Raw genomic sequence first — 22,615 nt, forward strand, 5'->3', positions numbered from 1 at the left:
CGGGCGTGGGAGCGCAGCGACCGTTTGGCGCAGCCAAATACATCGAGAGGAGGTGCAGCGAAGCAAACCGTAGGCGATGCGCCCGGATGGATCCCGCAGCGAAGGTACCCCGAGCTTTAGCGAGCGGGCCGTACGTAGGAGCAAGCGTTTTTTTTGCTTACTTTTTTTAGGCGTTTGTAAAAAAAGTGAGTCGCCGTAAGGGCGAAACCCTAAGCCGCCGTTACCGCAGCAACGGATATGTACCCAATCAAACCCACTAGCTCAAAACGACAACGCCACCCGGCAGCTCAGTGCATTTGACGCCATAGGCATCCCGAATCAGCAATGCAACGCCGGCGAGCTGATCAAGGCTAAAGCGCGCCTGGACGCGGCGTTGGCCGAGTTCGCGGTTGAGCAGCAGCAACATCCCGGGGCGGTAGCGGTTGATTTCGTCGATCATTTGGCTGAGGGTTGCGCCGTTGAACACCAACACTTGCTGACGCCAATTCATCACCGCCGCCGTGTCGACACTCTGCACACTGCCAACCTGCCGCGCGTCATAGGTCACCTGCTGGCCCGGTTCGAGGCGCAGGCTGCGGCCTTCTACGTCGACTTCAACCGCACCATCAAGACAAGTCACGCAAACTTGCTGATCAGTGTTACGCAAATTGAACCGCCCCTGACTCGCGCGCAACCACCCTCCCCCAGCCTGCATCGCCAACGGCAACCGCGCGGTCTGCACCTCAACTTCACCACTGACCAGTTCAAACCCCTGCACACCGTCAGACACCGCACGCTGATTGATCCGCGTCTGCGTGTTCAGCTCCAGACTCACACCCTGCACAGGTTCAAAACGCCGCTGCTGACCAACTTCAGTAATGTAGTCCGCACCCAGCCCTTCAAAACCACCGGGAATCGTCCCGCGCACCAGCAAAAACGCCGCCGACGCAGCAATCGCCCCACCGAGAAAAACACGTCGACCAAACCCACGCGGCGCCTGCATCTGCTCCACGGCCGGTTGCAGTTGCTGCCACAACCGCTTGGCCTCTTCGAACGCGCGGGCATGCTCGGCGCTCTGCGCGCACCATTCGCGCAAGGCGCGGGCGTCGGCCACGGTGGCGCGGCCGGAGGTCAGCAGGACCAGCCAGTCGCGGGCTTCGCTGTGCAGATTGTCGGCCGCCGATGGCTCGGCAGATGTCAGTCGAAAGATGTTCAAACGCGCAGATTCTCAACGAATTGATCGGGCACTATTCAGAAGACGGTTTTCCGGCCCCGCGACCGAACCGCTGAAACACTTTTCTTTCCAGTTTCGCGGCGCAGAAGCCCAACGCGGCTTTGATTTCCTTCTCGACCATGCGCGTGGAAATACCGAAGCGCTGCGAGATTTCCAGATGCGGCGCCTCTTCCAAACGCGCGGCGATGAAGATCTTCCGGCGCCGTGCCGGCAGCTCGTACAACGCACTGAGCAGCGACTGGATTTCCTTCTGCCCGCCCACCACCCGCGCCGGATCAAGGGCTTCGTCGCCGATTTGCAGCAGCTCTTCGACTTCCTCGCCGGTAAGCAGGCGCGCGTCGGCCTGGCGGCGGTCGGCTGCGATGTTCAGGGCCATGCGATAGAGGTAGGCGTTGGGCCGCAGAACGTTCGGCGGCGTCTCCATGCGGTCGACCCGCAGGTAGGTTTCGTGCAGCACGTCGTTGGCCAGATCTTCCGAACCGAGACGCCTGCGCAGGCGCACCCGAAAGTCCTCGTAGGACGTCAGGAACAGTTGGACCATCGAACCTTGTCCGGTGTCTTTCATCCCCCGGAAACTCCTTCCCATTTGGTGCATTCCATGCGTTTCCCTGACGACTCCGGTAACAACAGCAACGTGACCGGCTGACGCAAGGCGCTGGGCGTCGGCCGGTCGATTTTGAGATTGCGAAAACTTTCCACCAGCGCGTTGTCGCGCCGTACATCACCGGTCGAAGTGACCAACCGGTTGTGCTGCACCAAGCCGTCGCGGCCAACCCAGACCTGTAACACCGCGCGATAACTGCCCGGTCGGGTCAGCGGCGAACGGCACAGGTTGCGCTCGATCGCCGCTTGCACCGCCGTGGCGTAGTTGCGGTTGACCGCGACACTTTCCGGCGTCTGTTTTTGTGCCGGCGCCGGCACGTCTTCGACCTGCGCCACTTGCAAGGTAAACGCATCGTCGCGGGCATAACGCGCCATCAAACCACTGCCGCCGAGCAATCGACGCAGGGCATCGGCGGCGGTGTATTCACCGTCCACCGCGAGCGAGCGACGACCGCGACTCAACTGACTGTCGACCAGCACCGCAACGCCAGTGGCGTGGCTGTACTGATCCAGCGCGTGCGCCAGATCCTGTGCCGGAATGTGCAGCGTCATGCGCAGGTCCGCCGGCACCGCGTCGGCCATGGCGTGGCCCGCCGCACAGCCAAGCAGCCACCCCAGACACATCCGGCGCACAAGCCTCGTTGAACGCTGAAAACCGTCCGTGGAATTGCCTCGCTGCACGGCTGACGAATCCTTGGAAATCGTCATCCTGAGGGCTGTTTATGAATCTGGTGTGACGGGCGGTGCAAAAAAACCATCACGGGAATTGCGCAAGGCTTGCACTAGACTCAAGCCATAGCGCGGCCCCGTCGGGCCGGCCAGGAGGCGAGCATGAACACACTGTGGCGATTGAGCCTTGGCGGGCTGTGGTTGATGGCGCTGTCGAGCGCTTATGCCGAGCAGCCGTTGGGCTGTGTGGAAGTGACGGTTGGCGGTTACAAGGCGCCGAATTACGACTGTTTGAGCCAGCAGATGGGCAACAACCCGGAAGGCGCGGCGGCGGCGGAGAAGAATCAGGAGGCGCTGAATGTGCCGGTGAACAAGCGGCCGCCGAATCAGGTTGGGCTGGCGACGCCGGCGGCGACCAGCACGCGGATGGGCAATACCTTTGGCACGTCGGTAAAACCGCAACGCCCACCGCAATGATTTTGATCGTTCCCACGCTCCGCGTGGGAATGCAGCCCGGGACGCTCCGCGTCCCATCCAGAGCCGAACGCAGAGCGTCCGTTGAGGCATTCCCACGCAGAGCGTGGGAACGATCATGGGGGGCTCAGTCGCTGACCGCTCGTTCCCGTGCTCCGCGTGGGAATGCAGCCCGGGACGCTCTGCGTCCCATCCGGAGCCGAACGCAGAGCGTCCGTTGAGGCATTCCCACGCGGAGCGTGGGAATGATCAGGGCGGGCTCATTCGCTTGGGGTTTGGCGGAAGCTCACCGCGAGGCGATTCCAGCTGTTGATGGTGGTCACGGCCATGGTCAGGTCAACCAGTTCGCCTTCGTTGAATTGCTCGCGCGCCTGCTGATACACCTCATCAGGCACACGGCTCTCCGCCAATAACGTCACCGCCTCGGCCCAGGCCAGCGCCGCACGCTCGCGCGGGTTGAAGAAGTTGCTGTCGCGCCACACCGCGATCGCATACAGCCGCCGATCACTCTCCCCGGCCCGCCGCGCGTCCACCGAATGCATGTCGGTGCAGAACGCGCAGCCATTGAGCTGTGAAGCACGGATGCGGATCAGTTGCAGCAGCGGCTGCTCGATACTGAGGTTGGCGGTCAGCGCCTCCATGGCAATCATCGCTTTCATCGCCTTGGGCGAAGCGTTGTAGTAATCCAGGCGCGGGGACATGGCGGTTCTCGGTGGACGGAATAATGAGTTCACCGTAAACGCCGGCAGCGATGCATTACAGTCCCAATTGCACGGAAAATCGCTACACCACTGAATCCGGACACACACTGACCCTGTGGGAGCTGGCTTGCCAGCGATGGCGGTATATCTGCTGACACTATTGCTGGATCCGAAGGCCTCATCGCTGGCAAGCCAGCTCCCACAAGGTACGTGACCAATTCGAGTTTTTTACTCCACGCAACTACTGCCCCGCAAACAAACGGGAGTAATCTGGCCGGCACACTCAACTGCCCTGGGAGCCTCGTCGGTATGGAACTTCACGTCGTGATCAACGGCCGCAAGGATCTTGCCGGTCAGTTGTATCAGCAGTTGCGCGGGGCCATCGAGTCCGGGCGTCTGGCTGCTGGCACGCAATTGCCGCCCAGCCGTCTGCTCGCCGAGCAATTGGGCATCTCGCGCAAGACCATTTCCGACACCTACGCGCAACTGACTTATGAAAACTTCCTCACCGGGGTGATCGGCAAAGGCACCTACGTCAACGCGCGCCCGGCGCAGGTTCAGCGCAAACAGAGTCACACCGAACTGGCCAGTGCCGAGGTGATCGAGAGCTGGCGCAATCTGCCGGTGTTTCTCCGTCACCCGACGCTGGAAGGCTCGCTGCGCTACGACTTCATCGGGGGCGCGACCAGCAAGGGCCAGTTTCCGCAGGATGACTGGCGCCGATGCGTCGCCCATGCGATGCGCCAGATGAGCCAGTCCAAGGGTTTCTACAGTGTCGCCGAAGGCCTGCCGGCGCTGCGCAATGCGATTGCCCGGCACATCGCGTTTTCTCGCGGGATCAACTGCCAGGATGAAGACATCGTCGTGTGCAATGGCGCGCAACAGGCGCTGGATCTGATCACCCGTGTGTTGATTCGCCCGGGCAGTCTGGTGGCGATGGAAGATCCCGGTTATCCGCCGGCGCGCCTGTTATTCGGCACCCATGGCGCCGAGGTGGTCGGGATTCCAGTGGATGCCGAGGGCATTCAGGTCGAGCTCATTCCCGATGGCACGCGCCTAATCTATGTCACGCCGTCGCACCAGTTCCCGTTGGGCATGCCGATGAGTCAGGCGCGCCGTGAAGCCTTGCTGGCTCGCGCTCATGAGTTGGGTGCGATCATCATCGAGGACGATTACGACAGCGAGTTTCGCTATGAAGGCCGGCCCACTGATTCGCTGTTCAATCTCGACCAGCGCGGCATCGTCGCCTACGTCGGGACATTCTCGAAAACCCTGCTGCCGGAGCTGCGCCTGGGCTATGCGATCCTGCCGCCGGCGATCCTTGAGGCGGTGATCCGCGCCAAGCAGCTCACTGACCTGCACGCTTCGACCCTGCCGCAATGGGCGCTGGCCAAGTTCATCGCCGAGGGTTGCCTGCTCAAGCATATACGCCGCTGTCATGCGATTTATGCGCAGCGCCGCGAGCGGATTCTGGCGCGCATGGCCACCGATCTGGCGCCATGGCTGGAGGCGGTGCCGGCCAGCGCCGGGTTTCATATGGCGGTGTTCTGCAAGGTGCCGATCGACTTGCCGCTGGTGATCGAACTGGCGAAAAAGGTCGAAGTCGGGCTGTACTCGATCAATGGTTTTTATCATCAGCAACCGGCGAAAAACGGTTTGTACTTCGGCTTCGGCGCCATCGAAACCCTGGACATCGATATCGCTCTGGATCGCCTGCGCGACATCCTCCAGCAGGTCGCCTGAGCGATTGGCCTAAAGATTTAACCGCCGATTGGTTATTGGTGTTCCGGGGGTGCAGGCCTATCCTGCACAGGCGTTATCCCTCAATGAGCAGGATTCGTCCGGCCTGATTCAGGAGTGTGAGCAATGTCCAACGAAGTGATCAATACGGTGCAGGTACAGGCTGCGGCCGGCCGCTCGGAGGAGCTGGGCAAGCAACTGCAGAAGATCGTCGAAACCTTGCGCGAAACGCCGGGCTGCGATTCCTACCTGGTCGACCGCTGCCCCGAGGACAGCCACCGCTGGACGGTCAGTGCCCGCTGGCAATCGGAAGCGGCGATGCAGGCGCATTTCAACCGGCCCGAGGCGCAGGGGTTTATTGACCTGATCGATAGCCGGTTGGCCAATAGTGTGGATTTCAACAGCTTTCCTATCGTCTGATCTGACGCTATCGCTGGCAAGCCAGCTCCCACAGGGTTCAGCGTCGTTCGATAATTTAATGAACGACACAAAACCTGTGGGAGCTGGCTTGCCAGCGATGGCTTATTTGGAAGCGATGAAAATCCACAGATTGGTCACCCAATCTTCCCGAATATTGGCCGTTTGAATGCACCGCCCTGCGGACTACTGTGATCAGCAACACCCCGATTATCACAGGTAACCCGCCATGAAAGCCCTGCCCTTCTTCGCTGCCGCCCTCGCCCTGAGCCTTTGCACCTCGGCAGCCTTTGCCCACGACCCGTCGGAAAAAGTCACCGTCCTGCAAGACCAGATGCTGAAAAACGCCCCGGGCAAAAAAGCCATGATGATCGAAGTGGACTACAAACCCGGCCAGTCCTCTATCGCCCATAAACACGACGGCACCGCCATGGCTTACGTGCTCGAAGGTGAAGTGATTTCCCAGGTCAAAGGTGAACAACCGATCACCTACAAGAAGGGCCAGTTCTGGTACGAACCCGCTGGCTCGGAACATCTGGTGTCGAAAAATGCCAGCCAAAGCAAACCGGCCAAGTTGCTGGTGTTCATGGTCCTGGCCCCGGATGAACAAGTGTTGATCCCGCTGAAAAACTGATGGCTGTTTAACCAGCCATAAATAAACGGGCGCAAATCGATGATTGGCGCCTTTTTATTTCCCGGCGCAATTAGTGATTAAGGGTTAAAGCGAATCAGACTATTGCTCAGCTTTTATTACAGCAAATTGTCAGGTTGGCGGGTTTAGTCTGAATTAACTGTCGTCATAAACGACTTTTAAACTTTCCGACTGATGTTGTTTCACGGGAGAAACACCATGAAACTTGCGCTCACCAGTGTACTGGCGATATCGGTTTTAGCTCTGTCAGCCTGTTCGGTACCCACCGCGCCTCAAGCCGTTTCCTCACTGGACACCCTGCTCCCCCATCCCACCGGCCGCAGCAGCGCCACCCAGGTAAAAAGCGGTCCCGGCGTGTCGCTCGGCGTGGTCTACAGCCCAAGCACCCAGACCAACCGTGAATACCTGCGTGACTACCAAGCCAACGCCGGCACCGGTTTCGGCCAGAGCCTGCTGGTGCAGCCGATCCACGACGCCTACGTCGCCAGCTCGAAACCGGACATGGCGGTGGAGTGGGTCAACGCGTCCTTGCAACGTCAGTTCGGCTCGGTGACGGTGTATCCGGACATGCAGAGCCTGCGGGCGGCCAGACCGGATGTGGTGGCGATCGTCGACACCCACAGCCAGTTGATCACTTCGCGCAGTTCCGACATCAAGGCGGATGTCAGTGCCGATTTTTATGATGCGCGGTTGAACTATATCGGTACGGCGAAAGGTTCAGATGCGCGGGAATTGACGCCAGTGTGGGCGGACTTCAAACGGTCGGAAGAGATAGTGGCGGATATTAATCAGCAGCAGGATGTGCAAGTTCGGGCGCTGCAGAAGTTTGACCGGTCGCTCAACAATTTAGTGGCCAGACCGGCGGACAAAGTGTCGATGCTGGATAGTAAACAAGGTCAGAAGTTGTATTGAATGTAAGGGCCTGCTCGCGAAGGGGTCAGACCTAACACTACAAAACCCTCAGACATAAAAAAGCCCCGGCATCTCACGACACCGGGGCTTTTTCATTCAACCACTACTTACGCCAATTCAAGCTCGGCATTCGCAGCAGCCGCAGGCACTACCGCTTGCCCACTCAACGCCAGATCCAGCAGCTCACGGTTGGCCACTGCATACATGGCGTAGTCCGTGCCGCTTGCCGCGCGGATTTCCACCAGCATGGCGCGCCAGCGCGAGATCATGCTTTCGTGCTGTTCCATCCACAGCGCCAGACGTGCTTCCACATCCAGTGTGCCGTCGCCCTGTTGCAGGACGGAGATGGTGATCGCACGTTGCTGCCAGTCGACATCATCACGGAACGCTTCACGGGCCAGGGCCTGCCAGTTGTTTTCAACCGGCAGCGCGCTGATCTGTTGCAGGTACCAGGTGATGTCCAGCGCACTGCCCACGGCGAAGTAGGCCTTGGCCACTTCGGCAGGGTTCTGGCCAGTCACGTCGGACGCTTCGATGATCGGCAGCAGCGTGTACAGGTGCGAGGTGCCCGCAACCATGCGCGCCAGCAATTCCGGTACTCCGGCTTCAACGTACGCCTGATAACGCGCCTGCCAGTTTTCACGGATTTCGCCGCTCAGCAGTTCGTCGAGCTTCAGACCCAGCTCTTTCAGGTGCGGACCGAAGTGCGCGACGTCACGGGCAGCGTTCTGCTCGTTGCGGCGGGCACGCAGGAACCAGCGAGTAGCGCGACGGCCCAGACGCATCAGCTCGTCCATCAGCTCCAGCTGAACGTCAGCGCTGACTTGGTAGTCCAGCGCTTCGATCTGACGGAACCAGTGCGGGAGGTGGAAGATGTCGCGCACGATCACATAAGCGCCGGCCACGTTCGCCGGGCTCATGCCGGTCGACTCTTTGAGTCGTTGAACGAAGGTGATGCCCATGTGGTTGACCAGGTCGTTGGCGATCTGGGTGCTGACGATCTCGCGCTTCAGACGGTGACGACGCATGGCTTCGGAGAACTTGCTGACCAGAGACGGCGGGAACGCCGTTTCCATGTCGCGGGTCAGGTAATCGTCGTCCGGCACCAAGGAGCCCAACAGCTGCTCTTTGAGGTCGATCTTGCTGTACGAAATCAGCACCGACAGCTCAGGACGGGTCAGGCCGTGGCCCTCAGCAATACGCTCGGCCAGTTGCTCTTCGGTCGGCAGGAACTCGATGGCACGGTCCAGCTTGCCACGGCCTTCCAGATCGCCCATCAGACGCTTGTACTCAGCGATGCGCGCATACGCACGACGCGCCGCCAGGGACAGGGCCTGAGTCTGCTTGTAGTTGTTGCCCAGCACCAGATTGCCGACTTCGTCGGTCATGCTCGCCAGCAACTGGTTGCGTTGCTTGTCGGTCATGTCACCGGCCTGAACCACTTCGTTCAGCAGGATCTTGATGTTCACTTCGTGGTCGGAGCAGTCCACGCCACCGGCGTTGTCGATGAAGTCGGTGTTGGAACCGCCGCCATTCAGACCGAATTCGACACGACCCAGTTGGGTCATGCCGAGGTTACCGCCCTCGCCCACCACTTTGCAGCGCAGCTCGTTACCGTTCACGCGCAGTGCATCGTTGGCCTTGTCGCCGACATCGGCGTGGCTCTCGGTGCTCGCTTTCACGTAAGTACCGATACCGCCGTTCCACAGCAGATCCACCGGCGCCTTGAGCAAGGCGTTCAGCAGTTCGGTCGGGGTCAGCTTGTCGGCCTTGATGTCGAAGCGTTCCTGCATCTGCGGGGAGATTGCGATGCTCTTCGCGCTGCGCGAGAAGATACCGCCACCTTCGGACATGATGCTGGTGTCGTAGTCGGTCCAGGCCGAACGCGGCAGGTCGAACATGCGCTGACGCTCGACGAAGCTGGTCGCCGGATTCGGGTTCGGGTCGATGAAGATGTGCATGTGGTTGAAGGCAGCGACCAGTTGCAGCTTGTCGGACATCAACAGGCCGTTACCGAACACGTCACCGGCCATGTCGCCGACGCCGACAACAGTGATGCTGTCTTCCTGAACATTGATGCCGCGCTCGCGGAAGTGACGTTGTACGCCCACCCACGCGCCTTTGGCGGTAATGCCCATTTTCTTGTGGTCATAACCGGCCGAACCACCGGACGCAAACGCGTCACCCAGCCAGAAGCCGTAGTCGATGGCGATGCCGTTGGCGATGTCGGAGAAGGTCGCAGTGCCCTTGTCCGCAGCCACTACCAGGTACGGGTCGTCATCGTCGTGGCGAACCACGTTCAATGGTGGCACCAGTGCGCCGTCTTTCAGGTTGTCGGTGATGTCCAGCAAGCCCGAAATGAAGATGCGGTAGCAGGCGATGCCCTCGGCCGCGATCTCGTCACGGCTGCCGCCCAGTGGCAGGCGACGCGGCAGGAAGCCGCCCTTCGCACCCACTGGCACGATGACCGAGTTCTTCACTTGCTGGGCCTTTACCAGACCGAGGACTTCGGTACGGAAGTCTTCTTCACGGTCGGACCAGCGCAGACCACCACGAGCGACGTTACCGAAGCGCAGGTGCACGCCTTCAACGCGTGGCGAGTAAACGAAGATTTCGAACTTCGGCACTGGCTTCGGCAGTTCAGGGATCGCGTGCGGGTTGAACTTGAAGCTGAAGTACGACTTGTTCTGGCCGTTGGCGTCAGTCTGATAGAAGTTGGTCCGCAGGGTGGCTTTGATCAGGTCGAGGTAACGACGCAGGATACGGTCTTCGTTGAGCACCTGGACGTCGTCCAGTGCGGTCAGAATCGCTTGTTCCAGACGCAGTTGCTTGTCTTCCAGATCGTCGTCGCTGAGTTTGCGCGCCAGATAGAAGCGGGTCTTGAACAACCGGGTCAGCTCGCGAGCGATGTCGGTGTGGTTGTTCAGGGTGCTGGCGATGTAGCCCAGATCGAAGCCCAGACGAATCTGCTTCAGGTAACGCGCGTAAGCACGCAGCAGCGCCACGTCGCGCCAAGGCAGGCCGGCGGTCAGTACCAGACGGTTGAACGCATCGTTTTCGGCGTCGCCGCGAACGATGTGGACGAAGGCGTCCTGCAGGGTGTCGTTGAGTTGCTGGATGTCGAGGTCGAGGCCTTCAGCGGCAGTGAACGCGAAGTCGTGAATCCAGAACTCGCGGCCATTGGTGTGACGCAGACGGTAAGGGAATTCACCCAGCACGCGCAGGCCGAGGTTTTCCAGAATCGGCAACACGTCGGACAGCGCCAGCGGCGTGTCGGCGTGATACAGCTTGCAATGCAGCTCGCGCTGGCCGGAAACCTGACCGAGCGGCTGGTAGAAGCTCATCACCAGCGGATTTTTTTCGTTCAGGCTCAACAAGTGCTGCATGTCGACCACGGCCGAATGCGCGGCAAAACGCTCGCGGTAGCCGGCAGGGAAGCCTTTCGGGAAGTCCGCCAGCACGTTGGTGCCGTGGGCTTCGCCGAAGCTTTCGACGGTCAGTGCAGCGTAGTCGTCCTGCCAGCTGCGGCAGGCTTGCACGACTTCTTTTTCCAGCAGCACCGGGTCGATGTCGAGACGGTTTTTCGGGTCGACACGCAGGATCAACTGCACGCGGGCCAGCACCGATTCGGAGAAGAACGTCCAGAATTCGCAATCGGAAGCCTTCAGGCGCTCCATCAGCACTTGCTGGATCTTCTGGCGAACTTCGGTGGAATAGATGTCGCGCGGCACGTAGGCCAGGCAGTAGCAGAAACGACCGTACGGGTCTTTGCGCAGGAACACGCGGATCTTGTTGCGTTCCTGGATCTGCACGATCGACATCACGGTGGTGAACAGTTCGTCGACCGGGGTCTGGAACAGGTCATCACGCGGCAGGACTTCAAGCACCTGCGCCAGTTCCTTGCCCAGGTGAGCCTTGGACTGGAAGCCGGAGCGCGTTTCGATTTCTTCGACCTTGCGGCGGATGAACGGGATGACCCGCACGCTCTCGCCATACACCGAGGAGGTGTACAGGCCCATGAAGCGGTGTTCTTTGATGACTTTGCCGTCAGCGTCGATTTCACGGATCGACACGTAGTCCGGGTAGGCCGGACGGTGAACACGGCTTGGATGCGCAGCCTTGGCGAACGACAGCAGGGTCGGTTCGCGCAGGTAGTTCACCGCATAGTCTTCGATGCGCAGGTCATCGTAGGTCAGGCCGGTGCGCAGCAGTTTGGTCAGGCCGAGGAAGGAGTTCTGGTCGTATTCGATGTGGCCGCCGTCGGCCTGATCGGTGACCACGAATTCTTCGTAGCCGAGGAAGGTGAAGTGGTTGCCCACCAGCCATTCCAGGAAGCTTTTGATTTCGTTCTTTTCGTCTGCATCGACGGCGAACGCGCTGTTGTCGAGCTGGGTGAGGATGTCCTGCACTTTGGCTTTCATCGGCTCGAAATCGGCGACCGCGACGCGGACTTCACCGAGAACCTGTTCCAGCTCTTTGCTCAGCACATTCAGTTCGGCCGCGTTGGCGCAGCGGTCGATTTCCAGGTACATCAGCGATTCGTGCAGAACGCCTTCGCCGGTGCTGCCCTTCGGCAGGATTTCCAGCAATTCGCCCTTGCTGCCACGACGCACGCTGAGCACGGTGGTTTGCAGGGTATGGATGCTGTAGCCGCGACGGTTCAGCTCGGTACGAACCGAGTCGACCAGGAATGGCAGGTCATGGTGCAGGACTTCGACCGCGGTGTGGGTCGACTGCCAGCCATGACGCTCGTAATCAGGGTTGTAGACGCGCACTTGCGGTTGCGCGTGATCGAAGCGCTCAAGCAGGCGCCACGCGGAAAGAGTACAGCCAGCGAGGTCGGAGAGGCGACGTTGAGTCAGCTCGTCCAGGGAAATGATGCCGAAGAATTGTTCAGCGAACAGCGCCACTTGTGGCAGTGCCTGTTCACTGATGTGCTGCGCCAGTGCCGCTTGCAGTTGGTGCTGGAAGTCGGCTTTGCTGGCTGCGGTGAAGAACGCCATCTGTGGTACTCCGCTTAAGCTTGTTATTGATGGAAAGCGTCGCGTGCAACACCCCTTTCGGGGCTTGTGTCGCCCTGTTCCTGATTCTCGGGCAGAGGAAACAGGGGACAGGTGGGTGAAGCTGGACGGGACACTCAGGTCACATTCACCTTCCATAGAATGAGCATCTGCAAAAGCGACTGCCAGCGGTGCCAACAATGCCTTTACGGGTGCTCATCCGTTGCGCAGCTTAAAGGGTGCGACAATGTGTCTGCTTGCGGTGCTGCGACATATTCGGTCATTGGCACGTAAAACAAGGCTTTGGCAACGATAAACACTAGCACTCGTGGCGCAAAACGGTGGTCTGAATGCCCGTTTTTACGGGACATCCGTCCCAAGTCCAGACCTTTCCCTCTACATATCCAGAAACGAAAACGCCCAAGGCCGTTCTATCGACCTTGAGCGTGGCATCGTGTTCAGCGCGAGCGATTGACGCGCATCAGCCCCGCCACGTAAAAAATCCTACCTTCGCGTCAGCAATTTCATCTCCAACAATAAGAAAATATCGCAGGATATTTCTACCGCAGCTCTTTTTAAATCAAAAAAACACCAAAAATAACGACCATCAAAAAGCTTTTATAAAAACTTACAACCCGACAAGAATTGTCTCACAAAACTAAAAGACCGGACCCTACAGAATATTTCTGCCAGCAGCGCTATTAATATGTGACCGAACCACGGAACAGGTTCTTTATCAGGAAAAGGAGTCAGCGCATGCGACAACTGGAACTTCCGACAACCGTATTTTATGGCGACGGCACATGGGAAATAATCAATCTGAACCCAGGCTCCATTCGCGGTGACATTCTAAAGAATTATCCGCTTGGCAATCCGATGCATGGTTTTACACTGGCCATCGAAAGCGATTATCTAGCGCAAAAACAAAACCTTGAGCATAACTTGCAAATAGAGCTCAACCTGGCAGAAAGCCGACAGCCACCGCTGGCTGACTCAACACCACAAGCATGGCTTGACAGAGCAACCAATACCGTCAACGAATTACTCTTTCAGAAAAATACAACTTTGCAACAAAAGCTGAGAGACGTGCAGACCTCTCGACAGCATGCAAAGTTGCAAGCGACTTATGATGCGATGCTGTTGAATGAGCAAATTTCCAGCCTTCAATCAAGACAAGCACAACTGTATGCCGAGATAGCCCGTCGACAAGCCGAGGCACTTGCACAACAACAGGCCGCCGAAGCGGCGCGACGTGCTGAAGAAGCTCAGAGACACGCGGCAGAACAAGCTCATTTGGCCGCTCTGGCGGAAGCTAAACGCCAGGAGGACGAAAGAAACCGGATAGCGGCCGAAGCAGAAGCCAAACGCATTGATGACTACAAACGCGCGGTGGCTTTCGTCGCCGACGCGAACAAATACATCCTTGAGAAATATGGCGCCAATCTGCACCAGGTAGTCATGGATCTGCAAAAGGATATTTCGGGGAAGAAGATCAGAAGCTATGCGGAGGCGATGCAGACTTTCGAGGCAGTGCGGACCAATCCCAATGCGCGGCTCAGTCCGCAAGATACACGCGCGGTTGTGGACGCGCTCAATGCGCTGGATAAAGCGACCTACATGGACAGTGTCAATAAGCTTGCCAAGGGGTTTGGCGTGACCGGAAAATCGTTCAGGCCCATTCGGTGATCGAAAAGACGGTCATTGGCTTCCGGGACGGTAACTGGAAGCCCTTGATTCTGGAGCTTGAGAGTATCGCGCTCGGCGCGGGTGCTGGCGCGGCGGTGGCGACATTGCTCGCAGTGTTCAGTCCGGGTTTCGCCGCTAGCGCAATAGGTATCGTTGCTGTTGGCGTAGCGATTGCCACAATCGCATCTCTTTTAAATGCCGATAATGTAGAAAAAATAAACGTTTTCATCTCTGACCACTTAGAAACTGCACTGAAAGAGCAGCGCTAAAGTCACTGTCGGGGTCGAGCACGCCTAGCCAGACCCCGATTACCAAAGCGGCATAAACCTCGATTCCAAAGAGTGCAGTTCATGACGAGTAAAAAACCAGATCAACCTTTACCTTTGATTGCATTCGGACTTTTCGCTACGCCCATTTTTCTAATTAACCTGATCCTTCCCGCCCACCCTCAGTCCAGCTTTGACATGGCGATTGATCACTTTCTGGACAATCAGCTATTCGGACTGATTGGTTTCTGGTCATCCTTGTTTCCCTTCAGCTCAAAAGCGACTGCAAATTATATTGCGCTTTTTGCCCCCCTGCTCGCTGCTGTCTCAACCTTTTATGCCTTCACGGAAAAGTTCGACTCAACGCAGTTCGATCAAATCACACTTAGACGATATCTGACCTTGCTTTTCGCAGGAGTAGCTCTCTCAGCACTCTTTATCTGGTGTTTTTATTTGACATCAACAGACCTCGGAACAACCAAAGGCAAATATGGAAATTTGTTCGGACTTAATATCTTTTTCTTTTCCGCCCACAACGTGGCCATGTCTTTATTTCCATTTCTCGTCGTACCATTTATGGTGCAACGCTGCTTGTATTGCATCCCACGTCGCATTCTAAAAAGGTGGTGGAACTCTAGAGAAAAAGCGTGAAGCAATAGCAGCAAAAACTTTTTTGGGGTGGCAAAATTACATTTTGTCCGCGCCGACCAGGAATCCCCCCATGCAAATGACCACCGCCCTACTCATCGTCAACCCGTGCGATGACGAAGAAGACAACATGGCCATGCTCTGCTGCCACAGCGACAAGGGCGATATGTTCCTGATGAGTCGTTATCCGGATGAGGATGAGCTGGAGATCACCCTGGATGGCGAGCCTTCGACGCTGGACGGGGTGAAAGTCACGCTGACCTCGACTCTGCTGAAGATCGAGATTGCGGCGGCGGATGCCGATGCGTTGAATGGGGATGATGTGCTGGAGATCAGCTTTAACCCGGACATGGTGGATATGGATGAGGTGGTCGAGACCTTGACGAATATCCTCGACGGGACTGGCACGTTCATCAACGAAGCTTAATGGTGTCCGTTCTGGCCCCATCGCTGGCAAGCCAGCTCCCACAGGTATCGGCGGTGTGCATGCGATTTGTGCAACACATCAATCACTGTGGGAGCTGGCTTGCCAGCGATGAGGCCGGCACAGGCAACCAATCACTCCCCCACTACAAAAATCCAACAACTTCCACGATCATTTCCCGCACTTTGCGCAAAATGCCGTTAGTCGCCACCCCCCGCGATGGATTAAAGTAACGCCCCCAGCCCCGGCGTTATCCGAACGCTTGTGGCCACCCCTTTCCAGGAACAGTCACCGATGGAACATCGTGAAGCGCTGCTGGCGCTGCGAACCTTTCTTTCAACGCAGATTCTCGGCCAGGAAAAACTCATCGAGCGTTTGCTCATCGCCCTGCTCGCCGACGGCCACATGCTGGTCGAGGGCGCTCCGGGTCTGGCCAAGACCAAAGCGATCAAAGAACTCGCCGAGGGCATCGAAGCCCAGTTCCATCGCATCCAGTTCACTCCTGACCTGCTGCCGGCCGACATCACCGGCACCGAGATCTATCGCCCGGAAACCGGCAGTTTCGTGTTCCAGCAAGGGCCGATCTTCCATAACCTGGTGCTGGCGGACGAAATCAACCGCGCCCCGGCCAAGGTGCAATCGGCGCTGCTCGAAGCCATGGCCGAGCGTCAGGTCAGTGTCGGTCGCAGCACGTATGAGCTGTCGCCGCTGTTTCTGGTGATGGCCACCCAGAACCCGATCGAGCAGGAAGGCACTTACCCGCTGCCGGAAGCGCAGCTCGACCGTTTCCTCATGCACGTGAAAATCGGTTTCCCGGATGCCGCCGTCGAGCGCCGCATCCTCCAGCAGGCCCGTGGCGAAGCGTTGAACGGTGAAACCAAGCCTGAACGCCGCGTCAGCCAGCAGGCGATCTTCGCCGCGCGCAAGGAAATCCTCGGTCTGTACATGGCCGACGCCGTGGAGGAATACCTCGTGCAACTGGTCATGGCCACGCGCAACCCGGCCAAGTTCGACCCGGAAATGGCCGAGTGGATCGCCTACGGCGCCAGCCCGCGTGGCTCGATTGCCCTCGACCGCTGTGCCCGCGCTCACGCCTGGCTGGCCGGTCGCGACTTCGTCAGCCCGGAAGACATCCAAGCGGTGCTGTTCGATGTGTTGCGTCACCGCATCATTTTGTCGTTTGAAGCCGAAGCCGCCGGCATTGATCAGGATCGGGTGGTGCAGCGGATTCTCGACGTCGTAGCCGTCGCTTGACCCCCATGAACGCCCCCCTGCCGTCCGAACCGGGTATCCGCGTCAGTCTCGCCGAGCTGATCGAGATGCGTCACCGCGTGCGTGAAGTGCAGCTGTTTTCCACGCCGAGTCAGCGCAGCCCGCTGATCGGCCTGCATCACTCGAAATTCCGTGGTCGTGGTGTCGACTTCGATCAGGTGCGGGTCTATCAGGCCGGCGACGACGTGCGCACCATCGACTGGCGCGTGACGGCGCGCACGCAAGAGCCGCACACCAAGCTGTTCCATGAAGAACGCGAGCGGCCGATCTTCATCATGGTCGAGCAAAGCACGCGGTTGTTTTTCGGTTCCGGGCTGATGTTCAAATCGGTGCTGGCTGCGCAAGTAGCGGCGCTGATCGGTTGGGCCGCGCTGGGTCATAACGACCGCGTCGGCGGGCTGGTGTTCGGCGACAACGAGCACTACGAAATCAAACCACGGCGCAGCAAGCAGAGCCTGCTGCAATTGCTCAACCGTCTGGTCAAGGTCAATCAGTCGCTGCACAGCGAGCGTGAGCCGGATCGCGATGCGTTCGGCGTGGCCCTGCGCCGTGCCCGTGAAGTGTTGCGCCCCGGCAGCCTGGCCATCGTGATCTGCGACGAACGTGCGCTGTCCGACAGCGCCGAACAACAGCTCAGCCTCTTATCGCGTCATTGCGACCTGTTGATGTTGCCGATTTCCGATCCGCTGGATCACGCCCTCCCCGCTGCCGGCCTGCTCAGATTCGCGCAGCGCGGTGCGCAACTGGAACTCGACACGTTGAACTTTGAGCTGCGCCAGACCTATCGCGCCCAGGCCGAAGCACGCATCGCCCGCTGGGAATTGCTCGCGCAAAAGCTGCGGGTACTGCTGATGCCGCTGAGCACACAGAGTGAAATGGTCGAGCAGATGCGCGAATTCCTCAATCCGCAGCGTCCGGGGAAAGGTCGATGAACGGCCTCGAACAACTGCAACCGCTGATCTCGCCGCCACCGATTGCCTTCTGGCCGCCGGCACCGGGTTGGTGGCTGCTGCTTCTGTTGTTGCCGCTGCTGGGATTCGCCGTGTGGCGCCTGCGCCGTTTTATTCCACTGAAGAAACGCCCGATCGTGCGTGCTGAACAGCCGCTCGATCCGGTGCGCATCGCCGCCCTCGCTGAACTGGCACAAATGCCCAAACCTTACGACGGTGCCCCGGCCGGCGCCTGGTTGCAGCAACTCAACGGCCTGCTCAAACGCCTGTGCCGCAACCACTATCCCTACAGTCAGAGCCACACCCTCAACGGGCGTAAATGGCTGGCCTTTCTCGATAACCGCTGCCCGGCCGCCGGCTTGACGCGCTGGATGGTGTTGGTCGAGGGCGCGTACAAACCAGAATGCAAACTCGACGACAAAGCCATCGCCGGCCTGACCCAGGCTGTCGACACGTGGATTCGAAAACATGTTTGAGTTCGCCTGGCCGTGGATCTTCGTGCTGTTGCCGCTGCCGTGGCTGATGCGCCTCGTGCTGCCAGTGGCGGACAGCGGCGAGCCAGCCTTGAAAGTCAGCTTCCTCGCCGATCTCGAAGGCCTGGCCCGCCGTCGCGCTCGCGCCAACCTGCCCGCGTGGCGTCAACAAGCGCCGTTCATGCTCTTGTGGCTGTTGCTGCTGACCGCCGCCGCCCGCCCGCAATGGCTCGGCGAACCACTGCCAATTGCTGCCAGTGGGCGTGATCTGCTGGTGGCGGTGGATGTGTCCGGCTCGATGGATTTCCCCGATATGCAGTGGCAGGACGAAGAAGTCAGTCGTCTGACGCTGGTGCAGCATCTGCTCGGTGATTTCCTCGAAAGCCGCGATGGCGATCGTGTCGGCCTGATCCTGTTTGGCAGTCAGGCATACCTGCAAGCACCACTGACTTTTGACCGCCACACGGTGCGCGTCTGGCTCGACGAAGCGCGTATCGGCATCGCCGGTAAAAACACTGCGATCGGCGATGCCATCGGTCTGGCGCTGAAACGCCTGCGCATGCGCCCGGCGCAAAGTCGCGTGCTGATTCTGGTCACTGACGGTGCCAACAACGGCGGCGAAATCGATCCGCTGACGGCAGCAAAACTGGCCGCCAGCGAAGGCGTAAAAATCTATCCGATCGGGATTGGCGCCAATCCCGAGGACAGCGGTTCGACTGGCCTGCTCGGCGTCAATCCAAGCCTGGATCTCGACGAACCGGCGCTCAAAGCCATCGCCGAAGTCACCGGCGGCCAGTATTTCCGCGCCCACGACGGCAAAGAACTGCAAGCGATCAAAGACACCCTCGACCAGCTCGAACCAGTGACCCAACAACCAACCCAGGCCCGCCCGGCCCAAGCCTTGTATCACTGGCCGCTGGCGCTGGCGTTGTGGTTGAGCCTGTTGCTGGTCGCGCGCGAATTGTGGCCGGACAACCCGCTGCAACGCCTGTTCACCAAGGAGCTGTATCTGCAAAGTCCGCTGCCTGACTGGCGCGAGCGCCTCAAGCGCCTGCGTCTGCGGAGGCGCCGATGATCGCGCTCTGGCCGCACTGGTTCCGTCCGTGGTGGTTGCTGTTGCTGCCGCTGCTGGGCTGGCTGATCTGGCAACTCTGGCACCGGCAGAAACGCGCGGGGCGCTGGCAGATGATTTTGCCGCCGGCGTTTCATGCCACCCTGCTCAGCGGCGGCAATGGTCGCGACAGCAAACTGCCGTGGATCGCCCTTGGCGTGGCGTGGTTGCTGACCATCCTGGCGCTGCTCGGGCCGAGCTGGGAGCGCGTTGAACAGACCAGCCAGAAACCTGCCGATCCCTTGGTGGTGGTGCTGGAACTGACCCCGGAAATGCTCGCCAGCGACTCGCCGCCGACGCGACTGGAACAGGCGCGGCGCAAGCTGTTCGACCTGTTGCAGGCGCGCAGCGATGCGCAGACCGCCATCGTCGTCTACGCCGGCAGCGCGCACACGCTGGTGCCGCTGTCGGATGACCTGGCGACCAGTCGCAATCTGCTCGATGCGCTCAAACCGTCGTTGATGCCGGAAAGCGGCCATCGTGCCGATCTGGCCGTGAGCAAAGCGCTGGCACTGTTGAAACAGGGTGCGCTCGGTCAAGGCCGAATTCTGTTGATCGGCTCGTCATTGAACGAAGAAGAGCGCCAGGGTATTCGGCGTGCCCTCAACGGTGAGTCGGCACAACTGTTGATGCTCGGCGTCGGCACCGCCGAAGGTGCGCCAATCGCCCAAGAGGACGGCAGTTTCCTCAAGGACGAGCAAGGCGCGATTCGCGTGCCGCAACTCGACAGTCCGGGCCTGAGTGCATTCCTCAACAGTGTTGGTGGCGAATACCACCCTGCCCGCCTCGACGAAGCGGATCTTGGCGCGCTCGGCCTGCTCAACGGTCCACGCAGTCTGCGCGACGACGGCCAGACCGTGCGCCTCGATACCTGGGCCGATCAGGGTTACTGGCTGCTGTTGCCGCTGTTGCTGCTCGCGGCCTGTGCCGGGCGTCGCGGCTGGTTGTTCTGCCTGCCGTTGCTGTTTTGCTTGCCACAGCCCAGCTACGCTTTCGACTTTGAAGATTTGTGGCTGCGCCCCGATCAACAGGGCCTGCACCTGCTCAAACAGAAGCGCCCGGCCGAAGCCGCACAACATTTTGACGATCACCAATGGCAAGGGGTGGCGTTGTACGAGGCCGGCGACTACAGTGGCGCCGCTCAGCGCTTCGCCGAAGGCAGCGACGCCCGCGCCCACTACAATCGTGGCAACGCGCTGGCGAAAAGCGGTGAGCTGGAAGCGGCGATCGACGCCTATGAACAGGCACTGGAACTGCAACCGGATTTGCGCCCGGCGCAGACCAACAAGGCCCTGGTGGAAAACCTGCTCAAGCAGAAAAACCCACCGCCGCCCGCCGAGCCGGACACCAAACCGAGCGAACAGCAAAGTCTGCCGGGCGACGAACCAGCGCCCGCGACCACGCCGCCACCGGCGGTAAAAAGTGAAACCCAGAGCGAAGCGCAACCGAGCGAATCGGCCAGCGAACCGCCACCGACCACGCCGCCGCAGCCAGGCCCCAACGAAGTGCCAGGCAGCACCGAGGAAGAACAAACGGACACCGTGCCGACGCTACGCCCGAGCGAGGACAACCTCGAAGGCGAGCAACGTCAGGCACTGGAACAATGGCTGGGCAAGATCCCGGACGACCCGGGCGAACTGCTGCGCCGCAAATTCTGGTACGAACAGCAACAACATCAGGATCAGGAAAACACTCGATGACCCGCTTCACCGCTCTCTTGCTGCCCCTGCTGCTCTGCACGGCCACCGCCCAGGCGGCCGAGCTGACGGCCGAGCTGACGGCCAGCGTGGATCGCAGTCGCCTGAACTCCGGCGAGACGGTCGAACTCACCCTTGAAACCAGCGACGTCACCCAGTTCGGCAAACCCGATCTGACCGCGCTCGAAGCGTTGTTCGAAGTGCGCGGCACGCGGCAGGTCAACCAGCTCAACACCCTCAACGGTGACAACCGCGCGACCACGCGCTGGATCATCACCCTGCTGCCGAAAGAGAACGGCAGCGTGGTGATCCCGCCGCTGCAACTGGGCGACGCACAGAGCCAGCCGATCACCGTGCAAGTGGTCGAAAGCGACACCCGCGAGAATCAGAACAGCCTTGATCCGGTGTTCATCGAGGCCAGCCTCGATCAGTCCAGCGTCTATGTGCAGGCGCAGGCGATCCTGACGTTACGCATCTACCACTCGGTGTCGCTGTACGACGACAGCAGCCTGACGCCGTTGCAAATTGCCGATGCGCGCATCGAGCAACTGGGCGACACGCGCACCTACGAAAAAGACCTCAACGGTGTGCGCCATGGCGTGATCGAAATGCGCTATGCGATCTACCCGCAGCACAGCGGTTTGCTGACCATTGCGCCGCAGACCTTCAGCGCCACACTGGTCGATACGCAGCCGTCACAGGATGCCAATGCGCAGGGGCCGAAGCCGGGAAAACTGATGCGCGTCAGTTCCGCCGAAATCCCTCTGACGGTCAAACCCAAACCGCTGACCTATCCGGTCGACGCGCCATGGCTACCCGCGCGCAGCCTGAGCCTGAGCGAAAGCTGGAACCCGGAACCGGAACACACGCAGGTCGGCGATTCCCTGACCCGCAGCCTGACGTTGAAAGTCGAAGGCCAGGCTGCCTCGCAACTGCCAGCGCTGCCCGCCACCGACGTCAACGGCCTGCGCCGCTACCCCGATCAACCGGTGCTGAGCAACCAGAGCACCGACCGCGGCATTGTCGGCAGCCGCGAAGAACGCGAAGCCCTGGTGCCGAGCCGCAGCGGCACCATCGACTTGCCAACCGTGGACGTGGTCTGGTGGAACACCTTCGAAGATCACCTGGAGCACAGCAGCCTGCCGGCGCGCACCCTGCAAGTGGCCAACAACCCGAGCCTGCAAGTCGACACCCCGACCGGCAACCTGCAACCGAGCGTCGCCGATAACGACGTGTTGTGGTGGTGGAAACTCAGCACGCTAGTCCTCGCCTGCACCACCCTGCTCGGCTTCGGCCTGTGGTGGCGCGCACGCTGGCAACCGGCGGTGCACCGCGCCGCCCAAACCGGCCCGAGCCCGCGCACGTTGCTGGACGACATCAAGCGTGCGAGCCAGGCGAATGATCCGCAGGCGACGCGGCAGGCGCTGGATGCGTGGGCGCGGCAGCAGCCGGAAACGCTGGCGGACATGGCGGCGCGGTTTGTGCCGTTGTCGGATGCGCTGGATGGGTTGAATGGTGCGCTGTACAGCGAGACGGGGCAGCATTGGCAGGGTGAGGATTTGTGGCGGGCGATCCGCACGATTCCGGCGGCGGAACGGGTGCAGGATCCGGTGGGTGATAGTGGATTGCCGCCGCTTTATCCGAAGTAATGTCTGTAGGATTTTGAATTGTATGGCGTACGCCTTTTCCTGAGTGAGCGCGTCCTAC

18 protein-coding genes and 1 pseudogene are annotated in these 22,615 nt (G+C 59.8%); 14 read left to right on the forward strand and 5 right to left on the reverse strand.

What is annotated here, in order from left to right; all coding sequences use genetic code 11:
- Positions 1-256 precede the first annotated feature (256 nt).
- Genes RMV17_RS17150 through RMV17_RS17160 form a run of 3 tightly spaced genes read right to left on the reverse strand, consistent with a single transcriptional unit; the run spans position 257 to position 2,440 of the window.
- Positions 257-1,195 (reverse strand): DUF4880 domain-containing protein, encoded by a 939-nt coding sequence (locus tag RMV17_RS17150; protein WP_311881375.1) that lies wholly within the window; start codon positions 1,193-1,195, stop codon positions 257-259.
- Positions 1,196-1,226: 31 nt separating this feature from the next.
- The gene (locus RMV17_RS17155) at positions 1,227-1,778 is read right to left on the reverse strand and encodes an RNA polymerase sigma factor (RefSeq protein WP_007913935.1); all 552 of its coding nucleotides are present in this window, start codon (positions 1,776-1,778) and stop codon (positions 1,227-1,229) included.
- Entirely contained in the window at positions 1,775-2,440 is a 666-nt protein-coding gene (locus RMV17_RS17160) for a secretin and TonB N-terminal domain-containing protein (RefSeq protein WP_311887064.1), read from the reverse strand. Before RMV17_RS17160 ends, RMV17_RS17155 begins: the two co-directional genes overlap by 4 nt.
- A gap of 207 nt (positions 2,441-2,647) precedes the next feature.
- On the opposite strand from RMV17_RS17160, the gene RMV17_RS17165 reads away from it, so the two are divergent.
- A complete protein-coding gene (locus RMV17_RS17165) occupies positions 2,648-2,962 on the forward strand; it encodes a hypothetical protein (protein WP_122854160.1) in 315 nt (104 codons plus the stop codon).
- Positions 2,963-3,219: 257 nt separating this feature from the next.
- Here RMV17_RS17165 and RMV17_RS17170 read toward each other — a convergent pair whose 3' ends face one another.
- Entirely contained in the window at positions 3,220-3,660 is a 441-nt protein-coding gene (locus RMV17_RS17170) for a carboxymuconolactone decarboxylase family protein (protein ID WP_311881376.1), read from the reverse strand.
- A gap of 309 nt (positions 3,661-3,969) precedes the next feature.
- Here RMV17_RS17170 and RMV17_RS17175 point away from each other — a divergent pair, with 309 nt between their 5' ends.
- The 4 genes from RMV17_RS17175 to RMV17_RS17190 all read left to right on the forward strand — a co-directional run bounded on the left by RMV17_RS17175 (position 3,970) and on the right by RMV17_RS17190 (position 7,381).
- Positions 3,970-5,403 carry a PLP-dependent aminotransferase family protein gene (locus tag RMV17_RS17175; protein WP_311881378.1) on the forward strand — a complete coding sequence of 478 codons (1,434 nt, stop codon included), beginning with the start codon at positions 3,970-3,972 and terminating at the stop codon, positions 5,401-5,403.
- 123 nt (positions 5,404-5,526) lie between these two features.
- Positions 5,527-5,820 (forward strand): putative quinol monooxygenase, encoded by a 294-nt coding sequence (locus RMV17_RS17180; RefSeq protein WP_085698335.1) that lies wholly within the window; start codon positions 5,527-5,529, stop codon positions 5,818-5,820.
- A 226-nt stretch (positions 5,821-6,046) separates the two neighbouring features.
- Entirely contained in the window at positions 6,047-6,451 is a 405-nt protein-coding gene (locus RMV17_RS17185; protein ID WP_116029092.1) for a cupin domain-containing protein, read from the forward strand.
- A 216-nt stretch (positions 6,452-6,667) separates the two neighbouring features.
- Positions 6,668-7,381 carry an ATPase gene (locus RMV17_RS17190; RefSeq protein WP_311881381.1) on the forward strand — a complete coding sequence of 238 codons (714 nt, stop codon included), beginning with the start codon at positions 6,668-6,670 and terminating at the stop codon, positions 7,379-7,381.
- A 107-nt stretch (positions 7,382-7,488) separates the two neighbouring features.
- Here the strand turns inward: RMV17_RS17190 and RMV17_RS17195 are convergent, their stop codons facing one another.
- Positions 7,489-12,384: an NAD-glutamate dehydrogenase gene (locus RMV17_RS17195; RefSeq protein WP_311881383.1), complete on the reverse strand. Its 4,896-nt coding sequence runs from the start codon at positions 12,382-12,384 to the stop codon at positions 7,489-7,491.
- Between the two features lie 1,131 nt (positions 12,385-13,515).
- On the opposite strand from RMV17_RS17195, the pseudogene RMV17_RS17200 reads away from it, so the two are divergent.
- From RMV17_RS17200 to RMV17_RS17240, 9 genes and pseudogenes are all read left to right on the forward strand, one after another.
- Positions 13,516-14,336, forward strand: a pseudogene (locus RMV17_RS17200) (colicin-like pore-forming protein).
- 81 nt (positions 14,337-14,417) lie between these two features.
- A complete protein-coding gene (locus RMV17_RS17205) occupies positions 14,418-14,984 on the forward strand; it encodes a hypothetical protein (protein WP_311881385.1) in 567 nt (188 codons plus the stop codon).
- A 70-nt stretch (positions 14,985-15,054) separates the two neighbouring features.
- Positions 15,055-15,408 carry a hypothetical protein gene (locus RMV17_RS17210; protein WP_108226813.1) on the forward strand — a complete coding sequence of 118 codons (354 nt, stop codon included), beginning with the start codon at positions 15,055-15,057 and terminating at the stop codon, positions 15,406-15,408.
- 291 nt (positions 15,409-15,699) lie between these two features.
- Entirely contained in the window at positions 15,700-16,659 is a 960-nt protein-coding gene (locus RMV17_RS17215; protein WP_007913915.1) for an AAA family ATPase, read from the forward strand.
- A 5-nt stretch (positions 16,660-16,664) separates the two neighbouring features.
- A complete protein-coding gene (locus RMV17_RS17220; protein WP_108226756.1) occupies positions 16,665-17,609 on the forward strand; it encodes a DUF58 domain-containing protein in 945 nt (314 codons plus the stop codon).
- A complete protein-coding gene (locus RMV17_RS17225; RefSeq protein ID WP_034155614.1) occupies positions 17,606-18,103 on the forward strand; it encodes a DUF4381 domain-containing protein in 498 nt (165 codons plus the stop codon). The genes RMV17_RS17220 and RMV17_RS17225 overlap by 4 nt, the downstream gene beginning before the upstream one ends.
- Complete coding sequence (locus RMV17_RS17230; protein ID WP_223026051.1) at positions 18,096-19,175, forward strand: vWA domain-containing protein; 1,080 nt, start codon at positions 18,096-18,098, stop codon at positions 19,173-19,175. Before RMV17_RS17225 ends, RMV17_RS17230 begins: the two co-directional genes overlap by 8 nt.
- On the forward strand, positions 19,172-20,911 hold the full coding sequence (locus RMV17_RS17235; protein ID WP_311881389.1) for a tetratricopeptide repeat protein: 1,740 nt from the start codon (positions 19,172-19,174) through the stop codon (positions 20,909-20,911). The genes RMV17_RS17230 and RMV17_RS17235 overlap by 4 nt, the downstream gene beginning before the upstream one ends.
- Positions 20,908-22,557 carry a BatD family protein gene (locus tag RMV17_RS17240; protein WP_311881391.1) on the forward strand — a complete coding sequence of 550 codons (1,650 nt, stop codon included), beginning with the start codon at positions 20,908-20,910 and terminating at the stop codon, positions 22,555-22,557. Before RMV17_RS17235 ends, RMV17_RS17240 begins: the two co-directional genes overlap by 4 nt.
- Positions 22,558-22,615: the final 58 nt, after the last annotated feature.

This window comes from Pseudomonas sp. VD-NE ins (genome assembly GCF_031882575.1).
Classification (GTDB): Bacteria; Pseudomonadota; Gammaproteobacteria; order Pseudomonadales; family Pseudomonadaceae; genus Aquipseudomonas; species Aquipseudomonas fluorescens_BZ.

What these genes read in the sequence shown, in the direction of transcription:
- RMV17_RS17155 (WP_007913935.1), bottom strand. Translation starts at nt 1,778, where the DNA reads ATGAAAGACACCGGACAAGGTTCGATGGTCCAACTGTTCCTGACGTCC.
- RMV17_RS17160 (WP_311887064.1), bottom strand. Translation starts at nt 2,440, where the DNA reads ATGTGTCTGGGGTGGCTGCTTGGCTGTGCGGCGGGCCACGCCATGGCC.
- RMV17_RS17165 (WP_122854160.1), top strand. Translation starts at nt 2,648, where the DNA reads ATGAACACACTGTGGCGATTGAGCCTTGGCGGGCTGTGGTTGATGGCG.
- RMV17_RS17170 (WP_311881376.1), bottom strand. Translation starts at nt 3,660, where the DNA reads ATGTCCCCGCGCCTGGATTACTACAACGCTTCGCCCAAGGCGATGAAA.
- RMV17_RS17175 (WP_311881378.1), top strand. Translation starts at nt 3,970, where the DNA reads ATGGAACTTCACGTCGTGATCAACGGCCGCAAGGATCTTGCCGGTCAG.
- RMV17_RS17180 (WP_085698335.1), top strand. Translation starts at nt 5,527, where the DNA reads ATGTCCAACGAAGTGATCAATACGGTGCAGGTACAGGCTGCGGCCGGC.
- RMV17_RS17185 (WP_116029092.1), top strand. Translation starts at nt 6,047, where the DNA reads ATGAAAGCCCTGCCCTTCTTCGCTGCCGCCCTCGCCCTGAGCCTTTGC.
- RMV17_RS17190 (WP_311881381.1), top strand. Translation starts at nt 6,668, where the DNA reads ATGAAACTTGCGCTCACCAGTGTACTGGCGATATCGGTTTTAGCTCTG.
- RMV17_RS17195 (WP_311881383.1), bottom strand. Translation starts at nt 12,384, where the DNA reads ATGGCGTTCTTCACCGCAGCCAGCAAAGCCGACTTCCAGCACCAACTG.
- RMV17_RS17205 (WP_311881385.1), top strand. Translation starts at nt 14,418, where the DNA reads ATGACGAGTAAAAAACCAGATCAACCTTTACCTTTGATTGCATTCGGA.
- RMV17_RS17210 (WP_108226813.1), top strand. Translation starts at nt 15,055, where the DNA reads ATGCAAATGACCACCGCCCTACTCATCGTCAACCCGTGCGATGACGAA.
- RMV17_RS17215 (WP_007913915.1), top strand. Translation starts at nt 15,700, where the DNA reads ATGGAACATCGTGAAGCGCTGCTGGCGCTGCGAACCTTTCTTTCAACG.
- RMV17_RS17220 (WP_108226756.1), top strand. Translation starts at nt 16,665, where the DNA reads ATGAACGCCCCCCTGCCGTCCGAACCGGGTATCCGCGTCAGTCTCGCC.
- RMV17_RS17225 (WP_034155614.1), top strand. Translation starts at nt 17,606, where the DNA reads ATGAACGGCCTCGAACAACTGCAACCGCTGATCTCGCCGCCACCGATT.
- RMV17_RS17230 (WP_223026051.1), top strand. Translation starts at nt 18,096, where the DNA reads ATGTTTGAGTTCGCCTGGCCGTGGATCTTCGTGCTGTTGCCGCTGCCG.
- RMV17_RS17235 (WP_311881389.1), top strand. Translation starts at nt 19,172, where the DNA reads ATGATCGCGCTCTGGCCGCACTGGTTCCGTCCGTGGTGGTTGCTGTTG.
- RMV17_RS17240 (WP_311881391.1), top strand. Translation starts at nt 20,908, where the DNA reads ATGACCCGCTTCACCGCTCTCTTGCTGCCCCTGCTGCTCTGCACGGCC.